A 15,178-nucleotide genomic window follows, 5' to 3' on the forward strand; every position below is an offset into this window, starting at 1 on the left:
GGGGAGGGGAGCTGCCGCCGCCATCGTCACACCGAATCAACGCTATCCATGATCCAGACCATTTCCGACCTCTTTGCCACCGTCCAGGGCTGGCTCTTCGAAACCCTGGTGCAACCGCTGGTGTTCTTCATCGGCATGGGGGAATTCGTCGAGGAAGCCTTTACCGGCACCGAATTCGTCCTGGTGGGCATCTGTGAACTGGTGATCCTGTTCCTGATCCTGCGCCCGCTGGAGTCCGTGATCCCGGTGCATCCCATCACCGACCCGCGCGCCCGCTGGAATGATTTCATCTACACCGTGCTGCAGCGCCTGGGCATCATCCCCATCATTGCCTTCCTGCTGCTTGATCCGGCGCTGTCCTATCTTTCCGAAGCCCTGCACCTGGAAGGCTGGGGCACCTTCAACCTCGACCAGGTCTGGCCCGGCGTGACCGACCGCGCGCTGGTGAGCTTTCTGCTCTACATGGTGGTGCTGGACCTGTGCGAATACATCTACCACTGGGCCCAGCACAACGTGCGCTGGATGTGGGCGCTGCACAGCCTGCACCATAGCCAGCAGAACATGAACCTGTGGAGCGACGACCGCAACCACATGCTGGACAACCTGGTGCACGACATCATCTTCGGCCTGATTGCGGTCCTGATCGGCGTCGAACCCTCTCAATACATCCTGCTGGTGTCGCTCTCGCGCATGCTGCAAAGCCTGCAGCATGCCAACGTGCGCATCCACTTTGGCCGCCTGGGCGAATACCTGCTGGTGTCGCCGCGCTTTCACCGGACCCACCACGCCATCGGCCTGGGCCATGAAAGCCGGGGCCGCAATTCCCTGGGCGGACACAACTTCGCCGTGCTGTTCCCGATCTGGGATGTGCTCTTCCGCACGGCGCACTTCAGCCAGGGCTTCGCCATGACCGGCGTGCGCGACCAGCTGCCGCCGCCGGCCGGCAAGGGACGTGATTACGGACGCGGCTTCTGGTCGCAGCAGTGGCTGGGTTTGAAACGCCTGGTCGAATTCACCCGCAGGAAGCCCCGCTGATGCGCCTGTTCATCGCTTCCTTCGGGCGTGCCCTGCTGGCGCAATTGCATATCCGCATGCTGTGGCTGACGGTGCTGCCCTTCGTCGTGTCGCTGGGTTTGTGGGCCGTGTGCCTGTGGCTGGGACTGCAACCCATCATCGACTGGCTGCAGGGATACTTCGTCTCCCACGGCATGTTCGGCGAGATCGGCGGCATGCTGGCCTGGTTCGGCATGGGTGCGCTCAAGACGGTACTGGTGCCCTTGCTGGCCATGTGGACGCTGCTGCCGCTGATGATCCTGACGGCGCTGGTATTCGTGGGCCTGTTCACCATCCCGGCCATTGCCCGCCACATCGGCACCCGCCACTATCCCATGCTGGACAAGCGCCACGGCGGCAGCGTGGCCGGCAGCCTGTGGACCTCGCTGTGGTGCTTCGCCGTCTTCACGGTGCTGTGGCTGGCCACGATCTGGGTATTCCTGATCCCGCCGCTGGCCTTCGTCATTCACTCGCTGCTGTGGGGCTGGCTGACCTATCGCGTCATGGCCTATGACACCCTGGCCGACTACGCCAGCACCGAAGAACGGCGTGCCGTCCTGCACCTGCATCGCTGGCCGCTGCTGGCCGTGGGCACCATCGCCGGTGCGCTCGGTGCGGCACCCACGCTGCTGTGGCTGGGCGGAGTGCTGTCGGTGATCCTGCTGCCGGCGCTGGCGGCGGTGGCGATCTGGCTGTACGTAGTGGTGTTCGTCTTCACCGGCTTGTGGTTCCAGTTCTACTGCCTGGAAGCGCTGCTGCGCTATCGCAGCGGCCAGGCCCCCGATGGGCCTGCAGACACCAACGTCATCGACGTGACGCCACGTTGACGCCGGTTTGATGGCCGCTGCCCGAGACGAACCCGGGGCAGGGCAATCCGTCCCCGGCCTGAATCGGGCATAATCGCCGCAGTGTTTCATCAACCTATCGGGCAGACAGACTCATGGCATTCGGACTCATCATCATCGGCGACGAGATCCTCTCGGGCCGCCGCATCGACAAGCATTTCCCCAAGGTCTTGGAGCTGCTCAGCCAGCGCGGACTGCAACTGTCCTGGGCCGAGTACGTCGGCGACGACCCCGAACGCATCACCGCCACCCTCAAGCGCACGCTGGCCACCGGCGACGTGGTCTTCTGCACCGGCGGCATCGGTGCCACCCCTGACGACCACACCCGCCAGTGCGCAGCCGCTGCACTGGGCGTGCCGGTAGTGCTGCATCCCGAGGCCAAGGAAAAGATCCAGGAGCGCATCGCCGACATGGCCCGCGAAGCCGGCACCACGCCCGACTTCAATGCAACGGACAACCTGCACCGCCTCAAGATGGGCGAATTTCCGCAGGGCGCCTCCATCATTCCCAACCCCTACAACAAGATCCCCGGTTTCTGGCTCAACAACACCAGCGGCACCGGAGCCCATTACTTTGCACCGGGCTTCCCGGTGATGGCCTGGCCGATGTTCGAATGGGTACTGGAGACCCATTACGCCGACCAGTTCCACCGCCAGGCCTGGGCCGAGCGCTCCATGCTGGTGTTCGAAGCAATGGAGTCGACCCTGACCCCGCTGATGGAAGCCATCGAAGCGCAATTCCCGCTGGTGAAGGTGTTCAGTCTGCCGCACGTGGGCGACGACAAGACCCGCCGCCACATCGACCTGGGCGTCAAGGGTGACCCGGCCCAGGTGGAACCGGCCTTCGAGAAAATGCAGGAAGGCCTGCGCGCGCTGCACGCCGAGTATCAGATCAGCAACTGAGGCTGGGCTGGCGCTGGCGCTGGCGCTGGTGCAGGTCAAAAAAAATGCCCCGGCCAGACCGGGGCATTCGTTTCTGCGGGAAAACCCGGAGATTACTTCTTGGCAGCGCGAGTCACCTTGGCACCAGCCTGGGACATCTGATCCACGGCGTTGGTCACGTTGGCTTCCAGGACTTCAGCGGCTTGCTTGGCGTTCTTGGTGAACTGCTCGTAGCCGGCGCTCATGTTGCCGATGGCCGACTTGAACATCGAAATGGCCTGCTCGGAACCGGCGGGGGCGTTCTTGGCGGCTTCGTCGATCATCGCCACGACCTTGCGGTTGACTTCGGCGATCTGGGCTTCGGCAGCCTTGGTCAGTTCAGCCTGGGTGCTGGAGAAGATGCCGCTCAGGTGACGACCGTAGGCCACCGACTTTTCCAGCGTCGGCTGGGCGTGCGAGCTGGTCAGGGTGAAGAATTCCTGCGGGTCCTTGGCCGCGAACAGCTTTTGCGCTGCAGCCTGGGTTTCTTCGAGCGAGGACTTGGCGGCCTTCAGGTTCAGGTCCACCAGTTTTTCCACGCCTTCAAAGGTCTTGCTGGCCAGCTGGTTGAACAGGGCGATTTGCGCTTCAGCGTTGGCTTTGGCAGCGGCGGAAAATTGCTCGGTGTAGGTCGTCATGTTGAAACATCCTTCTCGTTGATGGGTTGATGAACAAGGCAGCGACAGTGATTGCTTACGGACCGATCGACACTGAAAGGTAAATCTCCGATGTAATTTCTTGTTTGAATATGATGCGATGCACAAGGCCGATTTTAGTTCAATCATGCATAAAGTCAAACGTTTCATCGTGTGAGAAACGCGAAAAGCGCTTCAAAGTTGATCCAAGTCTAATCAAGCACTTAGCGAGTTTTTGAGGATTTTCCTAGCAATGATATCAATCCGAATGTGCTATTTGCATTGCAGCATCAAAAGCGGTTATCAATTGTATGCGCGCAATCGTTTGCGCCCTGCAACAAGCAATTTTGTTGCGCTGCGACAAGTCGAAAAATCACGACAGGAAAAAATGTGAAGGCTTACTACAGCGACCACTTCGTCTTGCCACTGCCACCGGGTCACCGCTTCCCGATGGTGAAATACCGGATGATCCGGGAAGGGGCGGCGGCGACCGTACCCGGTCTGGATTTTCATGAGGCCCAGCCCGCCAGCGACGGCGAACTGGCGCTGGCGCATCATCCCGATTACATCGCCCGCGCCAGTGCCGGCCAGTTGACCGCGGCCGAGCAGCGCGAGATCGGTTTTCCCTGGACGCCGCAGATGGTGGAGCGCTCGCGCCGTTCATCCGGCGCCACCATCGCCGCCTGCCGCGCCGCCTTCAGCGAGGGCGTGGCAGTGAACCTGGCTGGCGGCACCCATCACGCCTATGCCGATCATGGTGCAGGTTTTTGCGTCTTCAATGACGCCGCCATTGCGGCCCGCCTGATGCAAGCCGAGCGCCGTGCCGCCCGGGTGGCCATCGTCGACCTCGATGTGCATCAGGGCAATGGCACGGCCTCCATCCTGGCGCGGGATGACTCCGTCTTCACCTTGTCCCTGCATGGGGAGAACAATTATCCCTTCGAGAAGGAGCAGAGCGATCTCGATGTCGCCCTGCCTGATGGCGTGGGCGACGCCGACTACCTGCAAGCCCTGCGCGCGGCCCTGAACACGCTGCAGCAAAGCTTCGCCCCGCAGTTGCTGATCTACCTGGCCGGTGCTGATCCCCACGAGGGCGACCGCCTGGGCAAGATGAAGCTGACCCTGGCTGGCCTCGCGGCGCGGGACGAGACCGTCTTCAGTTACGCCCACGAGCATAAAATCCCGGTTGCGGTTACGATGGCGGGCGGTTACGGAAGAGAGATCGAACAGACCGTGGCCGTTCACCTACAAACGATAAGACTCGCCAGCCTCCACGCCGCCCGCTGGAGCGCACGATGAGATGACCCGGACGCACTGCCTGCCATGCGTTCGCTGATGGAAAAGAAATGATGCAATCCGCCGCCGGCGCCCGCCGGCCTCGCCAGCTCCTGATGAGCCTGGTGCCTTTGTTGTTCGTGCTGATCTGGAGTACCGGCTTCATCGTGGCCAAGTTCGGCCTGCCGTATGCCCCTCCCTTGACCTTCCTGCTGCTGCGCTTCACCGGCGTGCTGGTCTTCCTGCTGCCGCTGGTGCTGCTGTTTCGCGCCCCTTGGCCACATGGCCGCATCCGCCATGTGGCCGTGGCCGGTGTACTGCTGCAGGCGGGCTACCTGGCGGGGGTCTGGTGTGCCATCAAGATCGGCATGCCGGCCGGCTTGTCGGCCCTGATCGTGGGTCTGCAACCCATCCTGACCGCTTTTGCCGCGCCCTTGCTGGGCGAATCGGTGAAGGGCCGGCAGTGGGTCGGCCTGGCGCTGGGCCTGTGCGGGGTGGGGCTGGTGGTGGCCAACAAGATTTCATTGATCGGCCTGTCCACCGCCAGCATTGCGCTGTGCGTCTTTGCCTTGCTGTGCATCACTGCCGGTACGCTGTACCAGAAACGCTATTGTGCCCACTTCGATCTGCGCACCGGCACGGCGATCCAGTTCATGGCCTCCATCGTCGTGGTACTGCCCTTTGCGGTGGCCATCGAAGGGCTGGACTGGCACTTCAGCAACGTGCACTGGACCCCGCAGTTCATCGGTGCGCTGCTGTGGTCGGTGCTGGCGCTGTCCATTGGCGCCATCTTCCTGCTGTTCGCCCTGATCCGCCGCAGCGCGGCCACCAGCGTCACCAGCCTGTTGTATCTCACCCCGCCGACCACGGCCGTGATGGCCTGGCTGATGTTTGGCGAAGCCTTCAGCCTCGTTGGTGCGCTGGGCATGCTGGTGGGCGTGATCGGCGTGGCCTTCGTGGTACGCAAGTAATTGCGCGGGACCGCGCGGATTTGTTCAGTCGGGCCTCAGCACGCCCGGCATCAGCGTCACCAGCTTCAAGTCCGGCCGGTTCGCCACGCGGAAGTTAACCTGCCGGTAGAGCAATTCACCCGACTGCGGATGCAGGAAGCGGCGCTCGCCGCCTTCGCGCTCCACCACATCCTGCAGACGCCAGGCCCGCTGGAAGAGCGGGCTGGCCGCTGACAATTCCTCCACCAGCGCCAGCAGTTCCGGATCATCCAGCAGGCTCGCGCTATCGGCGCGGAATTCGGCCACCAGCCGCCGCGCCCGCTGTTCCCATTGCACCGTCAGTGATTGCGCGGCCGTGCTGCTGAACATGAAGCGCAGCAGGTTGGGCGATTTTTCCTTGTCATCCAGCCACCCTGTAAAAAGCTTCCTGGCGGCCGGATTCCAGGCCACGGCATTCCAATAGCGATCCAGCAAATAAGCCGGGGCGCGGAACTGACTGACTACTTCCAGGATTTCTGGGGCAACCATGGTGGCGGCCTGCTGCTCCGGCAACACCGGATCCTTTTTTCCCGCCAGTTCAAACAGATAGGCGCGCTTGGCGCGCGGCAAGTGCAGCGCATCGGCGATGCGCGCCAGCGCCTGTGGCGAGACCGAATCCGTGCGCCCCTGCTCGATCCAGGTGTACCAGGTCACGCTGATGCCGCACAGTTGCGCCACCTCTTCGCGCCGCAGGCCGGGGGTGCGGCGCCGTCCATGGGCCAGATGCGGCAGGCCGGCCTGGGCCGGTGCGGTCTGTTCGCGTTGGGATTTGAGGAAGTCGCCAAGGGCGCGGCGGGCGAGGTCGGGTTCCATGAAGGCAGGGCAGGGTGGTGGTCGGGGTAATAGTATAAATGATTCACTTGTAACAGGATAAGGATTCGCTAGACTGGCGTTTTCCTGACAGCACTGCTGTCTTTTCCTTCATCTCACCCCGGAGCCCCGTCATGCGCAGCCATCAGCAAGTCGTCACCGAACAGTTCGGCAGCACCGCCGCCGCCTACCTCACCAGCAGCGTCCACGCCCAGGGCGCCGACCTGCAGGAGCTGGCGCAGATCGCCGCCGCCATCCCCGCTGCACGGGTGCTGGACCTGGGCTGCGGTGGCGGTCACGCCAGTTTCGCCGTGGCACCGGTGGTGGAGCAGGTGATTGCCTATGATCTGTCTGAAGAGATGCTCAAGGTGGTCGCCAGCGCCGCCGCCGAGCGTCGCCTGGAGAATCTGGCCGTGCGCCAGGGCAGCGCCGATCGCCTGGATTTTCCCGATGGCAGTTTTGACCTGGTCTGCACGCGCTTCTCGGCCCACCATTGGCGTCAGTTGCCGCAGGCCCTGAATGAAGCATTTCGCGTGCTCAAGCCGGGCGGACGTTTCATCATCATCGACACCGCCGCCCCGGCGGACGTCCTGGCCGATACCTATGTGCAGGCCATCGAGTTGCTGCGTGATACTTCACATGTACGCAATGTCAGCCTGAACTCCTGGCGCAAGCTGCTCAAGGCTGCCGGTTTTGCCATCGACCACGACAAGACCTGGAAGCTGCGCCTGGAATTCGATTCCTGGGTAGCCCGCATGCGCACTCCGCAAGACAACATCACCGCCATTCGCGCCCTGTGGCAGGCGGCCCCCGGCGAGGTGAAGGATTATTTTGCCCTCGATGCGGCCTGTTCCTTCTCCATTGACGTGGCCATGCTCCAGGCGCGCAAGGCTTGACCGGCCAGCGCCGGTGCACAAGATCGCGGTCCATCCAAACGCCCCGTCCCCGTCCCTGAAGGCAGCAGACGGGGCGTCAACGATATGGGACACTGCCTCGTTATCCATTCACTTTGGATAATCGCAAAGCGAACATCTGGGGTCAGTATTGCTGTCTGTTATCGTGTTTGTGACCGAAAGCTGACAGCTAGACTGGTAGAATGCCGTCTCGTTGGCCTGGGTTTTGCTAGAGAAAAATCGAAAAACATCGAGCACCAACCCGGCAATATTGCAGGCAAATCCCGAAAAAGTGTGGGGCACCGAATCGGGCGCGGAGATAGAAACGTGTTTAAAAAAATGCGCTAACGTCTTAATTCTCTTGCGAAAAATCTGCATTTTGCTACACTGCCAACGTTTCTCTTGTGTACTTTCAGGGTAAATTGGGGGGAGTTCCACCTATGATCAAATCAGCGCTGGCCATTTTCACATCATTACTGTTCATCCACGCTGGTTTGGCACCTGCCGCAGCCCAGACAGTCAACAATGCCGCCAAGAAGGCCCCGGCCAAGAAAGTCGTGGCCAAGCGCCCGGCCCAGGCCGTCAGCAAGACGGTGGCCAAAGGCTCCCTGAACAATCGCGAAAAACTGGTCCGCAAGGTCAGCGTGGTCAAGGGCAAGCGCCAGGTCAGCTACCAGCGCGTCTCGGCCGCGCCGTCCATCCCGGTGGTGCCACCGGTGATGACCGCCGGTGACCTGGCCGGCCTCAATCTGACCCCCGATCCTGTCGGATTGCGTTCCAACGTGGCGCTGGTGATCGACCAGGCCAGCTCGCAAGTCCTGTTCGAGAAGAATTCTTCAGTTGCGCTCCCCATTGCCTCGGTCACCAAGCTGATGACCGCGCTGGTGGTGGTCGAAGCGCGCCTGAACATGGAAGAAACCCTGACCGTCACCGATGACGACGTCGACCGCGAAAAGCACAGCAGCTCGCGCCTGCGCGTGGGCGCGACCCTGAGCCGCGACGACATGCTGCACATCGCCCTGATGAGTTCCGAGAACCGCGCCGCCTCGGCGCTGGGCCGCAACTACCCGGGCGGCCTGCCGGCCTTCGTGGCGGCGATGAACGCCAAGGCCCGCTCGCTGGGCATGACCGATACCCGTTATGTGGATTCGACCGGCCTGTCCAGCCAGAACGTGGCCAGCGCCCGTGACCTGGCCAAGCTGGTGGTGGCGGCCTACAACTATCCGATCATCCGCCAGTACTCCACCGACCCCAAGTACATGGTCGAGCCCAGCGGCCACGCCATGCAGTACAACAGCTCCAACCGCCTGACCTCCAACAAGGAGTGGGATATCGGCCTGCAGAAAACCGGATTCATCAACGAAGCCGGACACTGCCTGGTGATGTATACCCGCATCGAAGGCCGTCCCATCGTGATGGTATTCCTCGATTCCAAGGGCCGCCTGTCCCACGTGGGTGATGCCGCGCGCATGCGCAAGTGGCTGGTGGAAGACCAGCCCAACAACCTGACCCGCGTGAAGATGGTGCGGGCCGACGAAGGCTGATTTCGTCCGTTATCTTTTTTGCTTCAACCAAAAAGCGAACCTTGTGGTTCGCTTTTTTTATGGCGGAGGCGAAGCTTTTCCGTCTGGACGGCTTGTTTTAATTCAATATTTCAATAATAATTGAAATATTGAATTAATCGGAGAAGCGCATGGAAACCAGCGCCGTCATTACTGCCTTGGCCGCCTTGGCCCAGGAATCCCGCCTCGCCATTTTTCGTCACCTGGTGCAAGTCGGTCCTGCAGGGTCTGCCGCCAGCAAGATCGGCGAAGCCTTGGCCATCGCGCCGTCCTCGCTTTCCTTCCATATGAAGGAGCTGTCCCACGCCGGTCTGGTGACTTCGCGCCAGGAAGGGCGCTACGTCATCTATGTCGCCGACTTTTCGCGCATGAATGAAGTCTTGCGCTTCCTGACGGACAACTGCTGCGGTGGCAATCCCTGTACACCCGTGGCTGCGTGCTGCGCGCCGTCCGGCGGTATCGTCCCGGCGACAGTTCAAACACCTTGAGGCGGGAAAGAACGTGCTGACCGCATCTCTCATCTTCCTGCTCACACTGACGTTGGTCATCTGGCAGCCCAAGGGCCTGGGCATCGGCTGGAGCGCCTGCGGCGGTGCTGCCCTGGCGCTGGCCTGCGGCGTGATCCAGCTCGCCGACATCCCGGTGGTCTGGCATATCGTCTGGAACGCTACCGGCACCTTCATCGCCATCATCATCATCAGCCTGCTGCTGGACCGGGCCGGCTTCTTCGAATGGGCCGCGTTGCACGTTGCCCGCTGGGGCGGGGGACGTGGCCGCATGCTGTTCGTGCTGCTGATCCTGCTGGGGGCGGCGGTCTCGGCCTTGTTCGCCAATGATGGCGCCGCACTGATCTTGACGCCCATCGTCATCTCGATGCTGCTGGCACTGCGCTTCACGCCGGCGGCGACACTGGCCTTCGTGATGGCGGCCGGCTTCATCGCCGATACGGCCAGCCTGCCGCTGGTGGTGTCGAACCTGGTCAATATCGTCTCGGCCGATTTTTTCCACATCGGCTTTGCGCAATACGCTTCGGTCATGGTGCCGGTGAACCTGGTCGCGGTGGCGGCTACCCTGCTGGTATTGCTGCTGCGTTTTCGGTGCGACCTGCCGGCCCGCTATGACCTGTCGCAGTTGCGTGATCCAGCCAGCGCGATCCGCGATCGCGCTACCTTCATTGCCGGTGGCTGGGTGCTGGCACTGCTACTGGCCGGTTTCTTCTGGCTGGAGGGCCAGGGCCTGCCGATCAGCGTGGTCGCGGCCACCGGGGCATTGATCCTGCTGTTCGTGGCCGGCAGGGGGCAAGTCATTTCCACCCGCGCGGTCATCAAGGGCGCGCCCTGGCAGGTGGTGTTCTTCTCGCTGGGGATGTACCTGGTGGTCTACGGCCTGCGCAATGCCGGGCTGACCAACGCGCTCACCGGTGTGCTCAATGAATTTGCTACGCACGGCGTCTGGGGCGCCGCCCTCGGCACGGGCGTGCTGACGGCCTTGCTGTCGTCGATCATGAACAACATGCCTACGGTGCTGGTCGGCGCGTTATCGATCGACGCCACCTCGGCGCAAGGTGTGGTCAAGGAAGCGATGGTCTACGCCAACATCATCGGCTGCGACCTCGGCCCCAAGATCACCCCCATCGGCAGCCTGGCGACCTTGCTCTGGCTGCATGTGCTGGACAGCAAGAACATTCATATCTCCTGGGGGGCCTACTTCCGCACGGGCGCTTTGCTGACGCTGCCGGTGCTGCTGGTCACCTTGTCGGCACTGGCGCTCAGGCTGGGTGCCGGGGCCTGATCATCCCGGGATGCCATCCACTTCAACACGGAGATTCACCATGACCACCATCTACCACAATCCTGCCTGCGGAACCTCCCGCAATACCCTGGCCATGATCCGCAACAGCGGCGAAGAACCGACCATCATCGAGTACCTGCAGCAGCCGCCCAGCCGCGAACAATTGGAGACGATGATCCGCGAGGCTGGTCTTACGGTGCGCGAAGCCATCCGCCAGAAGGGCACACCTTATGCCGAACTGGGCCTGGACGATCTCGGCGTGACGGACGCGCAGTTGCTGGATGCGATGCTGGCGCATCCGATCCTGATCAACCGGCCCTTCGTGGTGACCTCGAAGGGGACGCGCCTGTGCCGTCCTTCTGAACTGGTGCTGGACATCCTGCCGCATCCGCAGCAAGGTTCGTTTGCGAAGGAAGATGGGGAAGTGGTGGTGAATGCGGACGGCCAGCGCGTTGCTGCCCGGTGAGTCTGCAGGGGGGGGGGCGCGCTCAGCCGCGATCCTTGCGATACCCCAGCGCCGACGAAATCTGGCTGGCCGTGCTCACCAGATCATCCACCCATTCATCCTGCAGGCGGTCGGCCGGGGCCGAGATCGACAGGCCGGCCACCAGCTTGCCGCTGTCGTCGCAGATGCCGGCGGCCATGCAGCGCACGCCCAGTTCCAGTTCCTCGTTGTCGCGCGCATAACCCAGGGCGCGCACCATGGAAAGTTCGCGCTCCAGCTTGGTCAGGTCGGTAATGGAATTCTTGTTGTGCCCGGCCAGCCCGGTGCGGGTGGCATAGGCGCGCACGTTCTTGGGATCGTCCACCGACAGGAACAGCTTGCCGGTCGAGGTCAGGTGCAGCGGCGCGCGGCCGCCGATGGCGCGCACCACCTGCATGCCGGAACGTTCAGAAAAGGAGCGGTCGATATAAACGATTTCATCGGCCTGCCGTACCGACAGGTTGATCGTCTGGTGCGTCTTGCGATGCAGCGCCCGCATGAAGTCCAGCGCCGCTTCCCGCACCGATAGCCGGCTCTTGACGATGTTGCCCAGTTCCAGCAGGCGCATGCCCAGGCGATAGGTGCCCGGCTCCACGCGGTCGACGAAGCGCTTCACGACCAGGTCGTTGAGGATGCGGTGCGCCGTCGACGGATGCAGGTCGGTCGCCGCCGACAATTCCTTCAGGCTCACCGGGTCGGGATATTCCGCCAGCGCGTCGAGCAGCGACACCATGCGCTCGATGACCTGGATTGAAATCTGTTCTGTCTCGCCTGCAGCTTCTTTTTTCATGGCGCGGCCTGGTGCGTTGCAATATGAAGGTTATACCACAATGTGAAAAGAACAAAAAGTCCGGTCGTGCTTTTCTTGCATGACGGGAGCTTCACATAGCCCAGTGTGCGGGCCGCAAAGCCGCGTCGGGCGGGGAGGGCAGCCTGGCACCGTTTCAGCACGCTCGTCTCCTCAACCAAGACTTTGGTTATATAGACCGGGATCCTTATTCCGGCGCCGTGTTCTTTCATATCTGTTTTTCGCATATCGAGAGAAGAAAGTATTCGTTCTTTTTGGTCAGCAGGCTCATTAACCTGTGTGCTCCAAAACAACAGAACATTCGGGAACGGATATGCTGAAGAAGATCATCCAATCGGTCGCCGCCGCCCTGGTGCTGGCGCAAGCCGCCTCGCTGGCGCACGCGGCCGATATTTCGTTGCTCAACGTCTCTTACGACCCGACGCGCGAACTCTACGCCGACTACAACAAAGCCTTCGCCAAGTACTGGAAGGAAAAGTCCGGCGACAACGTCACCATCAAGGCTTCTCACGGCGGCTCCGGCAAGCAGGGCCGTTCGGTGATCGACGGTATCGATGCTGACGTGGTGACCCTGGCCCTGGCCTACGACATCGATGAAATCTCGGAAAAGGCCAAGCTGCTGCCGGCCGACTGGCAAAAGCGCCTGCCGCACAACAGCTCGCCTTATACCTCCACCATCGTGTTCTTGGTGCGCAAGGGCAATCCCAAGGGCATCAAGGACTGGGGCGACCTGATCAAGCCGGGTGTTTCCGTCATCACCCCCAACCCCAAGACCTCGGGCGGCGCCCGCTGGAACTACCTGGCGGCCTGGGCCTATGCCAAGCAAAAGGGCGGTAGCGATGACGCTGCGCGCGACTACATCGCCAAGCTCTTCAAGAACGTGCCTGTGCTGGATTCCGGCGCCCGTGGCGCCACCATCACCTTCGTCGAACGCGGCATCGGTGACGTGCTGCTGGCCTGGGAAAACGAAGCCCTGATCTCCTTGAAGGAATGGGGCCCGGACAAGTTCGACATCGTCGCGCCTTCGATTTCCATCCTGACCGAGCCGCCGGTGGCCGTGGTGGACAAGGTGGCTGACCGTCGCGGTACCCGCAAGGTGGCCGAGGAATACCTGCAGTACCTGTACTCGGAACAGGGCCAGGAAATCATCGCCAAGAACTACTACCGTCCCATCGATCCCAAGATCGCCGCCAAGTACGCTTCGCAATTCCCGAAGCTGAACCTGGTGACCATCGACAAGGATTTCGGCGGCTGGCAGAAGGCGCAGAAGACGCACTTTGCTGACGGCGGTACCTTCGACCAGCTCTACGCCCCCAACAAGAAGTGATCTGAACCCGTAGCAGGGAACCGGCCAGGCCGGTTCCCGCCGCACTCAAACAAGCACACGACATGACCATCCTGTTACTGGCCGGCAGCCCCTCGGCGCCCTCCCGTTCCACCCGTCTGCTGCACCACGTCGGCGACAAGCTGGCCCACCTGGGCCATCGCTATGCGCGCCTGGATGTGCGCGACCTGCCGGGACAGGCCATCCTGCGCGCCGACTGGAACGATCCGGACATCAAGGCGGCCCTGGCCACCGTCGAAGAAGCCTCGGCCGTGGTGGTCGCCACGCCGGTCTACAAGGCGGCCTACAGCGGCATCCTGAAGGCTTTCCTGGACCTGCTGCCGCAGTTCGGCCTGACCAACAAGCTGGTGCTGCCGCTGGCCACCGGTGGCAGCCAGTCGCACATGCTGGCGCTGGACTATGCGCTGCGCCCGGTGCTGTCGTCGCTGAACCCCAAGCACGTGCTGCCCAGCATCTACGCCACCGAGGCGCAGGTGACCTGGAGTGAAGAAAACGGCCTGGTGCTGGATGCGCCCATCGAAGCCCGCGTCAATGAAGGCGTGGAGCAGCTCTCGGCCAGCCTGCAAGCCCTGCACAAGGTCGCACCTGAACAATTCCGCGAGATTCCCTTCTCGCAGTTGCAGTACAGCGTTTCCTACTGAACCTGGCCGGATTCGTTCCGGCTTAGCCCTCGACTGAAAAATCACCGGCTTGTGCAGCGGAAGGCCCGCTGCACGCCTGGATTTCCGGAATCTGGAGAAAACATCGTGTCCGCCAACAAGAACAAGACCATCCTTTCCCCACGTCGCCGCACCCTGCAGCGCCTCTCGGCCATCGCCCTGGGCGCACTGGCCTTCTCCCTGGGCGCTGCCCCGGTACAGGCCCAGGAAACCAAGCTGCTGCGCATCGGCTATCAGAAAGCCGCCAATACCCTGGTGCTGCTCAAAGCCCACGGCGCGCTGGAAAAGCGCCTGCAGCCGCTGGGCGTGGAAGTGAAGTGGGCCGAGTTCGCGGCGGGTCCGCAACTGCTGGAAGCGCTCAACGTGGGCTCGGTCGATTTCGGCTACGTCGGTGAAGCGCCGCCGGTCTTTGCGCAAGCGGCCGGTGCCGACTTCGTCTACACCGCCTATGAGATCCCGACCCCGGATGCCGAAGGCCTGCTGGTGCAAAAAGATTCTCCCATCAAGAGCGTGGCCGAACTGAAGGGCAAGAAGATCGCCTTCAACAAGGGGTCGGACGTGCATTGGCTGGTAGTGGCCTTGCTGAAAAAGGCTGGCCTGCAGTACAGCGACATCCAGCCGGTCTACCTGGCCCCGGCTGATGCCCGTGCCGCCTTCGAGCGCGGTGCGGTCGATGCCTGGGCGATCTGGGATCCGTTCCAGGCCGCCGCAGAAAAGCAGGTCGGTGCACGTCGCCTGGCCTCGGGCGTGGGGGCGGTCAGTCACCACCAGTTCTTCCTGAGCGCACGTCCCTTCGCGGCCAAGAATCCGCAGGTCGAGAAGATCCTGCTGGAAGAGATCACCCGTGAAGGCGAATGGGTCCGTACCCACACTGCTGAAGCCGCCGCCCAGCTGGCCCCCATCCAGGGCCTGGATGCCGACATCATCCAGACGGGCCTGAAGCGCTATGCCCACATCTACAAGCCGGTCGATGCCCAGGTGCTGGCCGAGCAGCAGAAGATCGCCGACGCCTTCTTTGAACTCAAGCTGATCCCCAAGCAGCTCAAGGTCAGCGACGCCGTCCTCAAATAAACAACACTGACATCGACCACCTCTAGTCCAGCAGCACA

General features: G+C 62.2%; 16 protein-coding genes. 13 read left to right on the forward strand and 3 right to left on the reverse strand.

Annotation, left to right across the window (positions count from 1 at the left end):
- Positions 1-48 precede the first annotated feature (48 nt).
- The 3 genes from ACLRDN_RS08075 to ACLRDN_RS08085 all read left to right on the forward strand — a co-directional run bounded on the left by ACLRDN_RS08075 (position 49) and on the right by ACLRDN_RS08085 (position 2,800).
- Complete coding sequence (locus ACLRDN_RS08075; protein WP_413459710.1) at positions 49-1,035, forward strand: sterol desaturase family protein; 987 nt, start codon at positions 49-51, stop codon at positions 1,033-1,035.
- On the forward strand, positions 1,035-1,880 hold the full coding sequence (locus tag ACLRDN_RS08080) for an EI24 domain-containing protein (protein ID WP_134221926.1): 846 nt from the start codon (positions 1,035-1,037) through the stop codon (positions 1,878-1,880). Before ACLRDN_RS08075 ends, ACLRDN_RS08080 begins: the two co-directional genes overlap by 1 nt.
- 113 nt (positions 1,881-1,993) lie before the next feature.
- Complete coding sequence (locus tag ACLRDN_RS08085) at positions 1,994-2,800, forward strand: competence/damage-inducible protein A (RefSeq protein ID WP_413459711.1); 807 nt, start codon at positions 1,994-1,996, stop codon at positions 2,798-2,800.
- Between the two features lie 92 nt (positions 2,801-2,892).
- On the opposite strand, the gene ACLRDN_RS08090 is transcribed toward ACLRDN_RS08085, so the two are convergent.
- A complete protein-coding gene (locus ACLRDN_RS08090; RefSeq protein WP_413459712.1) occupies positions 2,893-3,456 on the reverse strand; it encodes a phasin family protein in 564 nt (187 codons plus the stop codon).
- 447 nt (positions 3,457-3,903) lie between these two features.
- On the opposite strand from ACLRDN_RS08090, the gene ACLRDN_RS08095 reads away from it, so the two are divergent.
- Complete coding sequence (locus ACLRDN_RS08095; RefSeq protein WP_413460366.1) at positions 3,904-4,752, forward strand: histone deacetylase; 849 nt, start codon at positions 3,904-3,906, stop codon at positions 4,750-4,752.
- Positions 4,753-4,799: 47 nt separating this feature from the next.
- Positions 4,800-5,699: a DMT family transporter gene (locus ACLRDN_RS08100; protein WP_413459713.1), complete on the forward strand. Its 900-nt coding sequence runs from the start codon at positions 4,800-4,802 to the stop codon at positions 5,697-5,699.
- Between the two features lie 24 nt (positions 5,700-5,723).
- On the opposite strand, the gene ACLRDN_RS08105 is transcribed toward ACLRDN_RS08100, so the two are convergent.
- On the reverse strand, positions 5,724-6,530 hold the full coding sequence (locus tag ACLRDN_RS08105) for a helix-turn-helix transcriptional regulator (protein ID WP_413459714.1): 807 nt from the start codon (positions 6,528-6,530) through the stop codon (positions 5,724-5,726).
- 131 nt (positions 6,531-6,661) lie between these two features.
- On the opposite strand from ACLRDN_RS08105, the gene ACLRDN_RS08110 reads away from it, so the two are divergent.
- The 5 genes from ACLRDN_RS08110 to arsC all read left to right on the forward strand — a co-directional run bounded on the left by ACLRDN_RS08110 (position 6,662) and on the right by arsC (position 11,239).
- Positions 6,662-7,423 (forward strand): class I SAM-dependent methyltransferase, encoded by a 762-nt coding sequence (locus ACLRDN_RS08110; protein ID WP_413459715.1) that lies wholly within the window; start codon positions 6,662-6,664, stop codon positions 7,421-7,423.
- A gap of 437 nt (positions 7,424-7,860) precedes the next feature.
- Entirely contained in the window at positions 7,861-8,964 is a 1,104-nt protein-coding gene (gene pbpG / locus ACLRDN_RS08115) for a D-alanyl-D-alanine endopeptidase (protein ID WP_413459716.1), read from the forward strand.
- 149 nt (positions 8,965-9,113) lie between these two features.
- A complete protein-coding gene (locus ACLRDN_RS08120) occupies positions 9,114-9,470 on the forward strand; it encodes an ArsR/SmtB family transcription factor (RefSeq protein WP_413459717.1) in 357 nt (118 codons plus the stop codon).
- Positions 9,471-9,483: 13 nt separating this feature from the next.
- On the forward strand, positions 9,484-10,773 hold the full coding sequence (locus tag ACLRDN_RS08125; protein WP_413459718.1) for an arsenic transporter: 1,290 nt from the start codon (positions 9,484-9,486) through the stop codon (positions 10,771-10,773).
- 40 nt (positions 10,774-10,813) lie between these two features.
- Positions 10,814-11,239 (forward strand): arsenate reductase (glutaredoxin), encoded by a 426-nt coding sequence (gene arsC, locus ACLRDN_RS08130; protein WP_413459719.1) that lies wholly within the window; start codon positions 10,814-10,816, stop codon positions 11,237-11,239.
- A 22-nt stretch (positions 11,240-11,261) separates the two neighbouring features.
- Here arsC and ACLRDN_RS08135 read toward each other — a convergent pair whose 3' ends face one another.
- Complete coding sequence (locus tag ACLRDN_RS08135) at positions 11,262-12,047, reverse strand: IclR family transcriptional regulator (protein WP_034329682.1); 786 nt, start codon at positions 12,045-12,047, stop codon at positions 11,262-11,264.
- Positions 12,048-12,378: 331 nt separating this feature from the next.
- On the opposite strand from ACLRDN_RS08135, the gene ACLRDN_RS08140 reads away from it, so the two are divergent.
- The 3 genes from ACLRDN_RS08140 to ACLRDN_RS08150 all read left to right on the forward strand — a co-directional run bounded on the left by ACLRDN_RS08140 (position 12,379) and on the right by ACLRDN_RS08150 (position 15,140).
- Positions 12,379-13,392: a sulfate ABC transporter substrate-binding protein gene (locus ACLRDN_RS08140; RefSeq protein WP_413459720.1), complete on the forward strand. Its 1,014-nt coding sequence runs from the start codon at positions 12,379-12,381 to the stop codon at positions 13,390-13,392.
- Positions 13,393-13,454: 62 nt separating this feature from the next.
- Positions 13,455-14,051, forward strand: coding sequence for an NADPH-dependent FMN reductase (gene ssuE, locus ACLRDN_RS08145; protein WP_121038873.1), 597 nt, complete (start codon positions 13,455-13,457; stop codon positions 14,049-14,051).
- Between the two features lie 105 nt (positions 14,052-14,156).
- The gene (locus ACLRDN_RS08150; protein ID WP_413459721.1) at positions 14,157-15,140 is read left to right on the forward strand and encodes a sulfonate ABC transporter substrate-binding protein; all 984 of its coding nucleotides are present in this window, start codon (positions 14,157-14,159) and stop codon (positions 15,138-15,140) included.
- The last annotated feature ends 38 nt before the right edge of the window (positions 15,141-15,178 follow it).

Source organism: Herbaspirillum huttiense (assembly GCF_047300815.1).
Taxonomy (GTDB): Bacteria; Pseudomonadota; Gammaproteobacteria; order Burkholderiales; family Burkholderiaceae_D; genus Herbaspirillum; species Herbaspirillum huttiense_A.

Bases quoted from the DNA above. Each gene is read 5' to 3' on its own strand.
- ACLRDN_RS08090 (WP_413459712.1), bottom strand. From the start codon at position 3,456: ATGACGACCTACACCGAGCAATTTTCCGCCGCTGCCAAAGCCAACGCT.
- ACLRDN_RS08105 (WP_413459714.1), bottom strand. From the start codon at position 6,530: ATGGAACCCGACCTCGCCCGCCGCGCCCTTGGCGACTTCCTCAAATCC.
- ACLRDN_RS08120 (WP_413459717.1), top strand. From the start codon at position 9,114: ATGGAAACCAGCGCCGTCATTACTGCCTTGGCCGCCTTGGCCCAGGAA.
- ACLRDN_RS08135 (WP_034329682.1), bottom strand. From the start codon at position 12,047: ATGAAAAAAGAAGCTGCAGGCGAGACAGAACAGATTTCAATCCAGGTC.
- ACLRDN_RS08110 (WP_413459715.1), top strand. From the start codon at position 6,662: ATGCGCAGCCATCAGCAAGTCGTCACCGAACAGTTCGGCAGCACCGCC.
- ACLRDN_RS08095 (WP_413460366.1), top strand. From the start codon at position 3,904: ATGGTGAAATACCGGATGATCCGGGAAGGGGCGGCGGCGACCGTACCC.
- ACLRDN_RS08085 (WP_413459711.1), top strand. From the start codon at position 1,994: ATGGCATTCGGACTCATCATCATCGGCGACGAGATCCTCTCGGGCCGC.
- pbpG (WP_413459716.1), top strand. From the start codon at position 7,861: ATGATCAAATCAGCGCTGGCCATTTTCACATCATTACTGTTCATCCAC.
- ssuE (WP_121038873.1), top strand. From the start codon at position 13,455: ATGACCATCCTGTTACTGGCCGGCAGCCCCTCGGCGCCCTCCCGTTCC.
- ACLRDN_RS08100 (WP_413459713.1), top strand. From the start codon at position 4,800: ATGATGCAATCCGCCGCCGGCGCCCGCCGGCCTCGCCAGCTCCTGATG.
- ACLRDN_RS08075 (WP_413459710.1), top strand. From the start codon at position 49: ATGATCCAGACCATTTCCGACCTCTTTGCCACCGTCCAGGGCTGGCTC.
- ACLRDN_RS08080 (WP_134221926.1), top strand. From the start codon at position 1,035: ATGCGCCTGTTCATCGCTTCCTTCGGGCGTGCCCTGCTGGCGCAATTG.
- ACLRDN_RS08140 (WP_413459720.1), top strand. From the start codon at position 12,379: ATGCTGAAGAAGATCATCCAATCGGTCGCCGCCGCCCTGGTGCTGGCG.
- arsC (WP_413459719.1), top strand. From the start codon at position 10,814: ATGACCACCATCTACCACAATCCTGCCTGCGGAACCTCCCGCAATACC.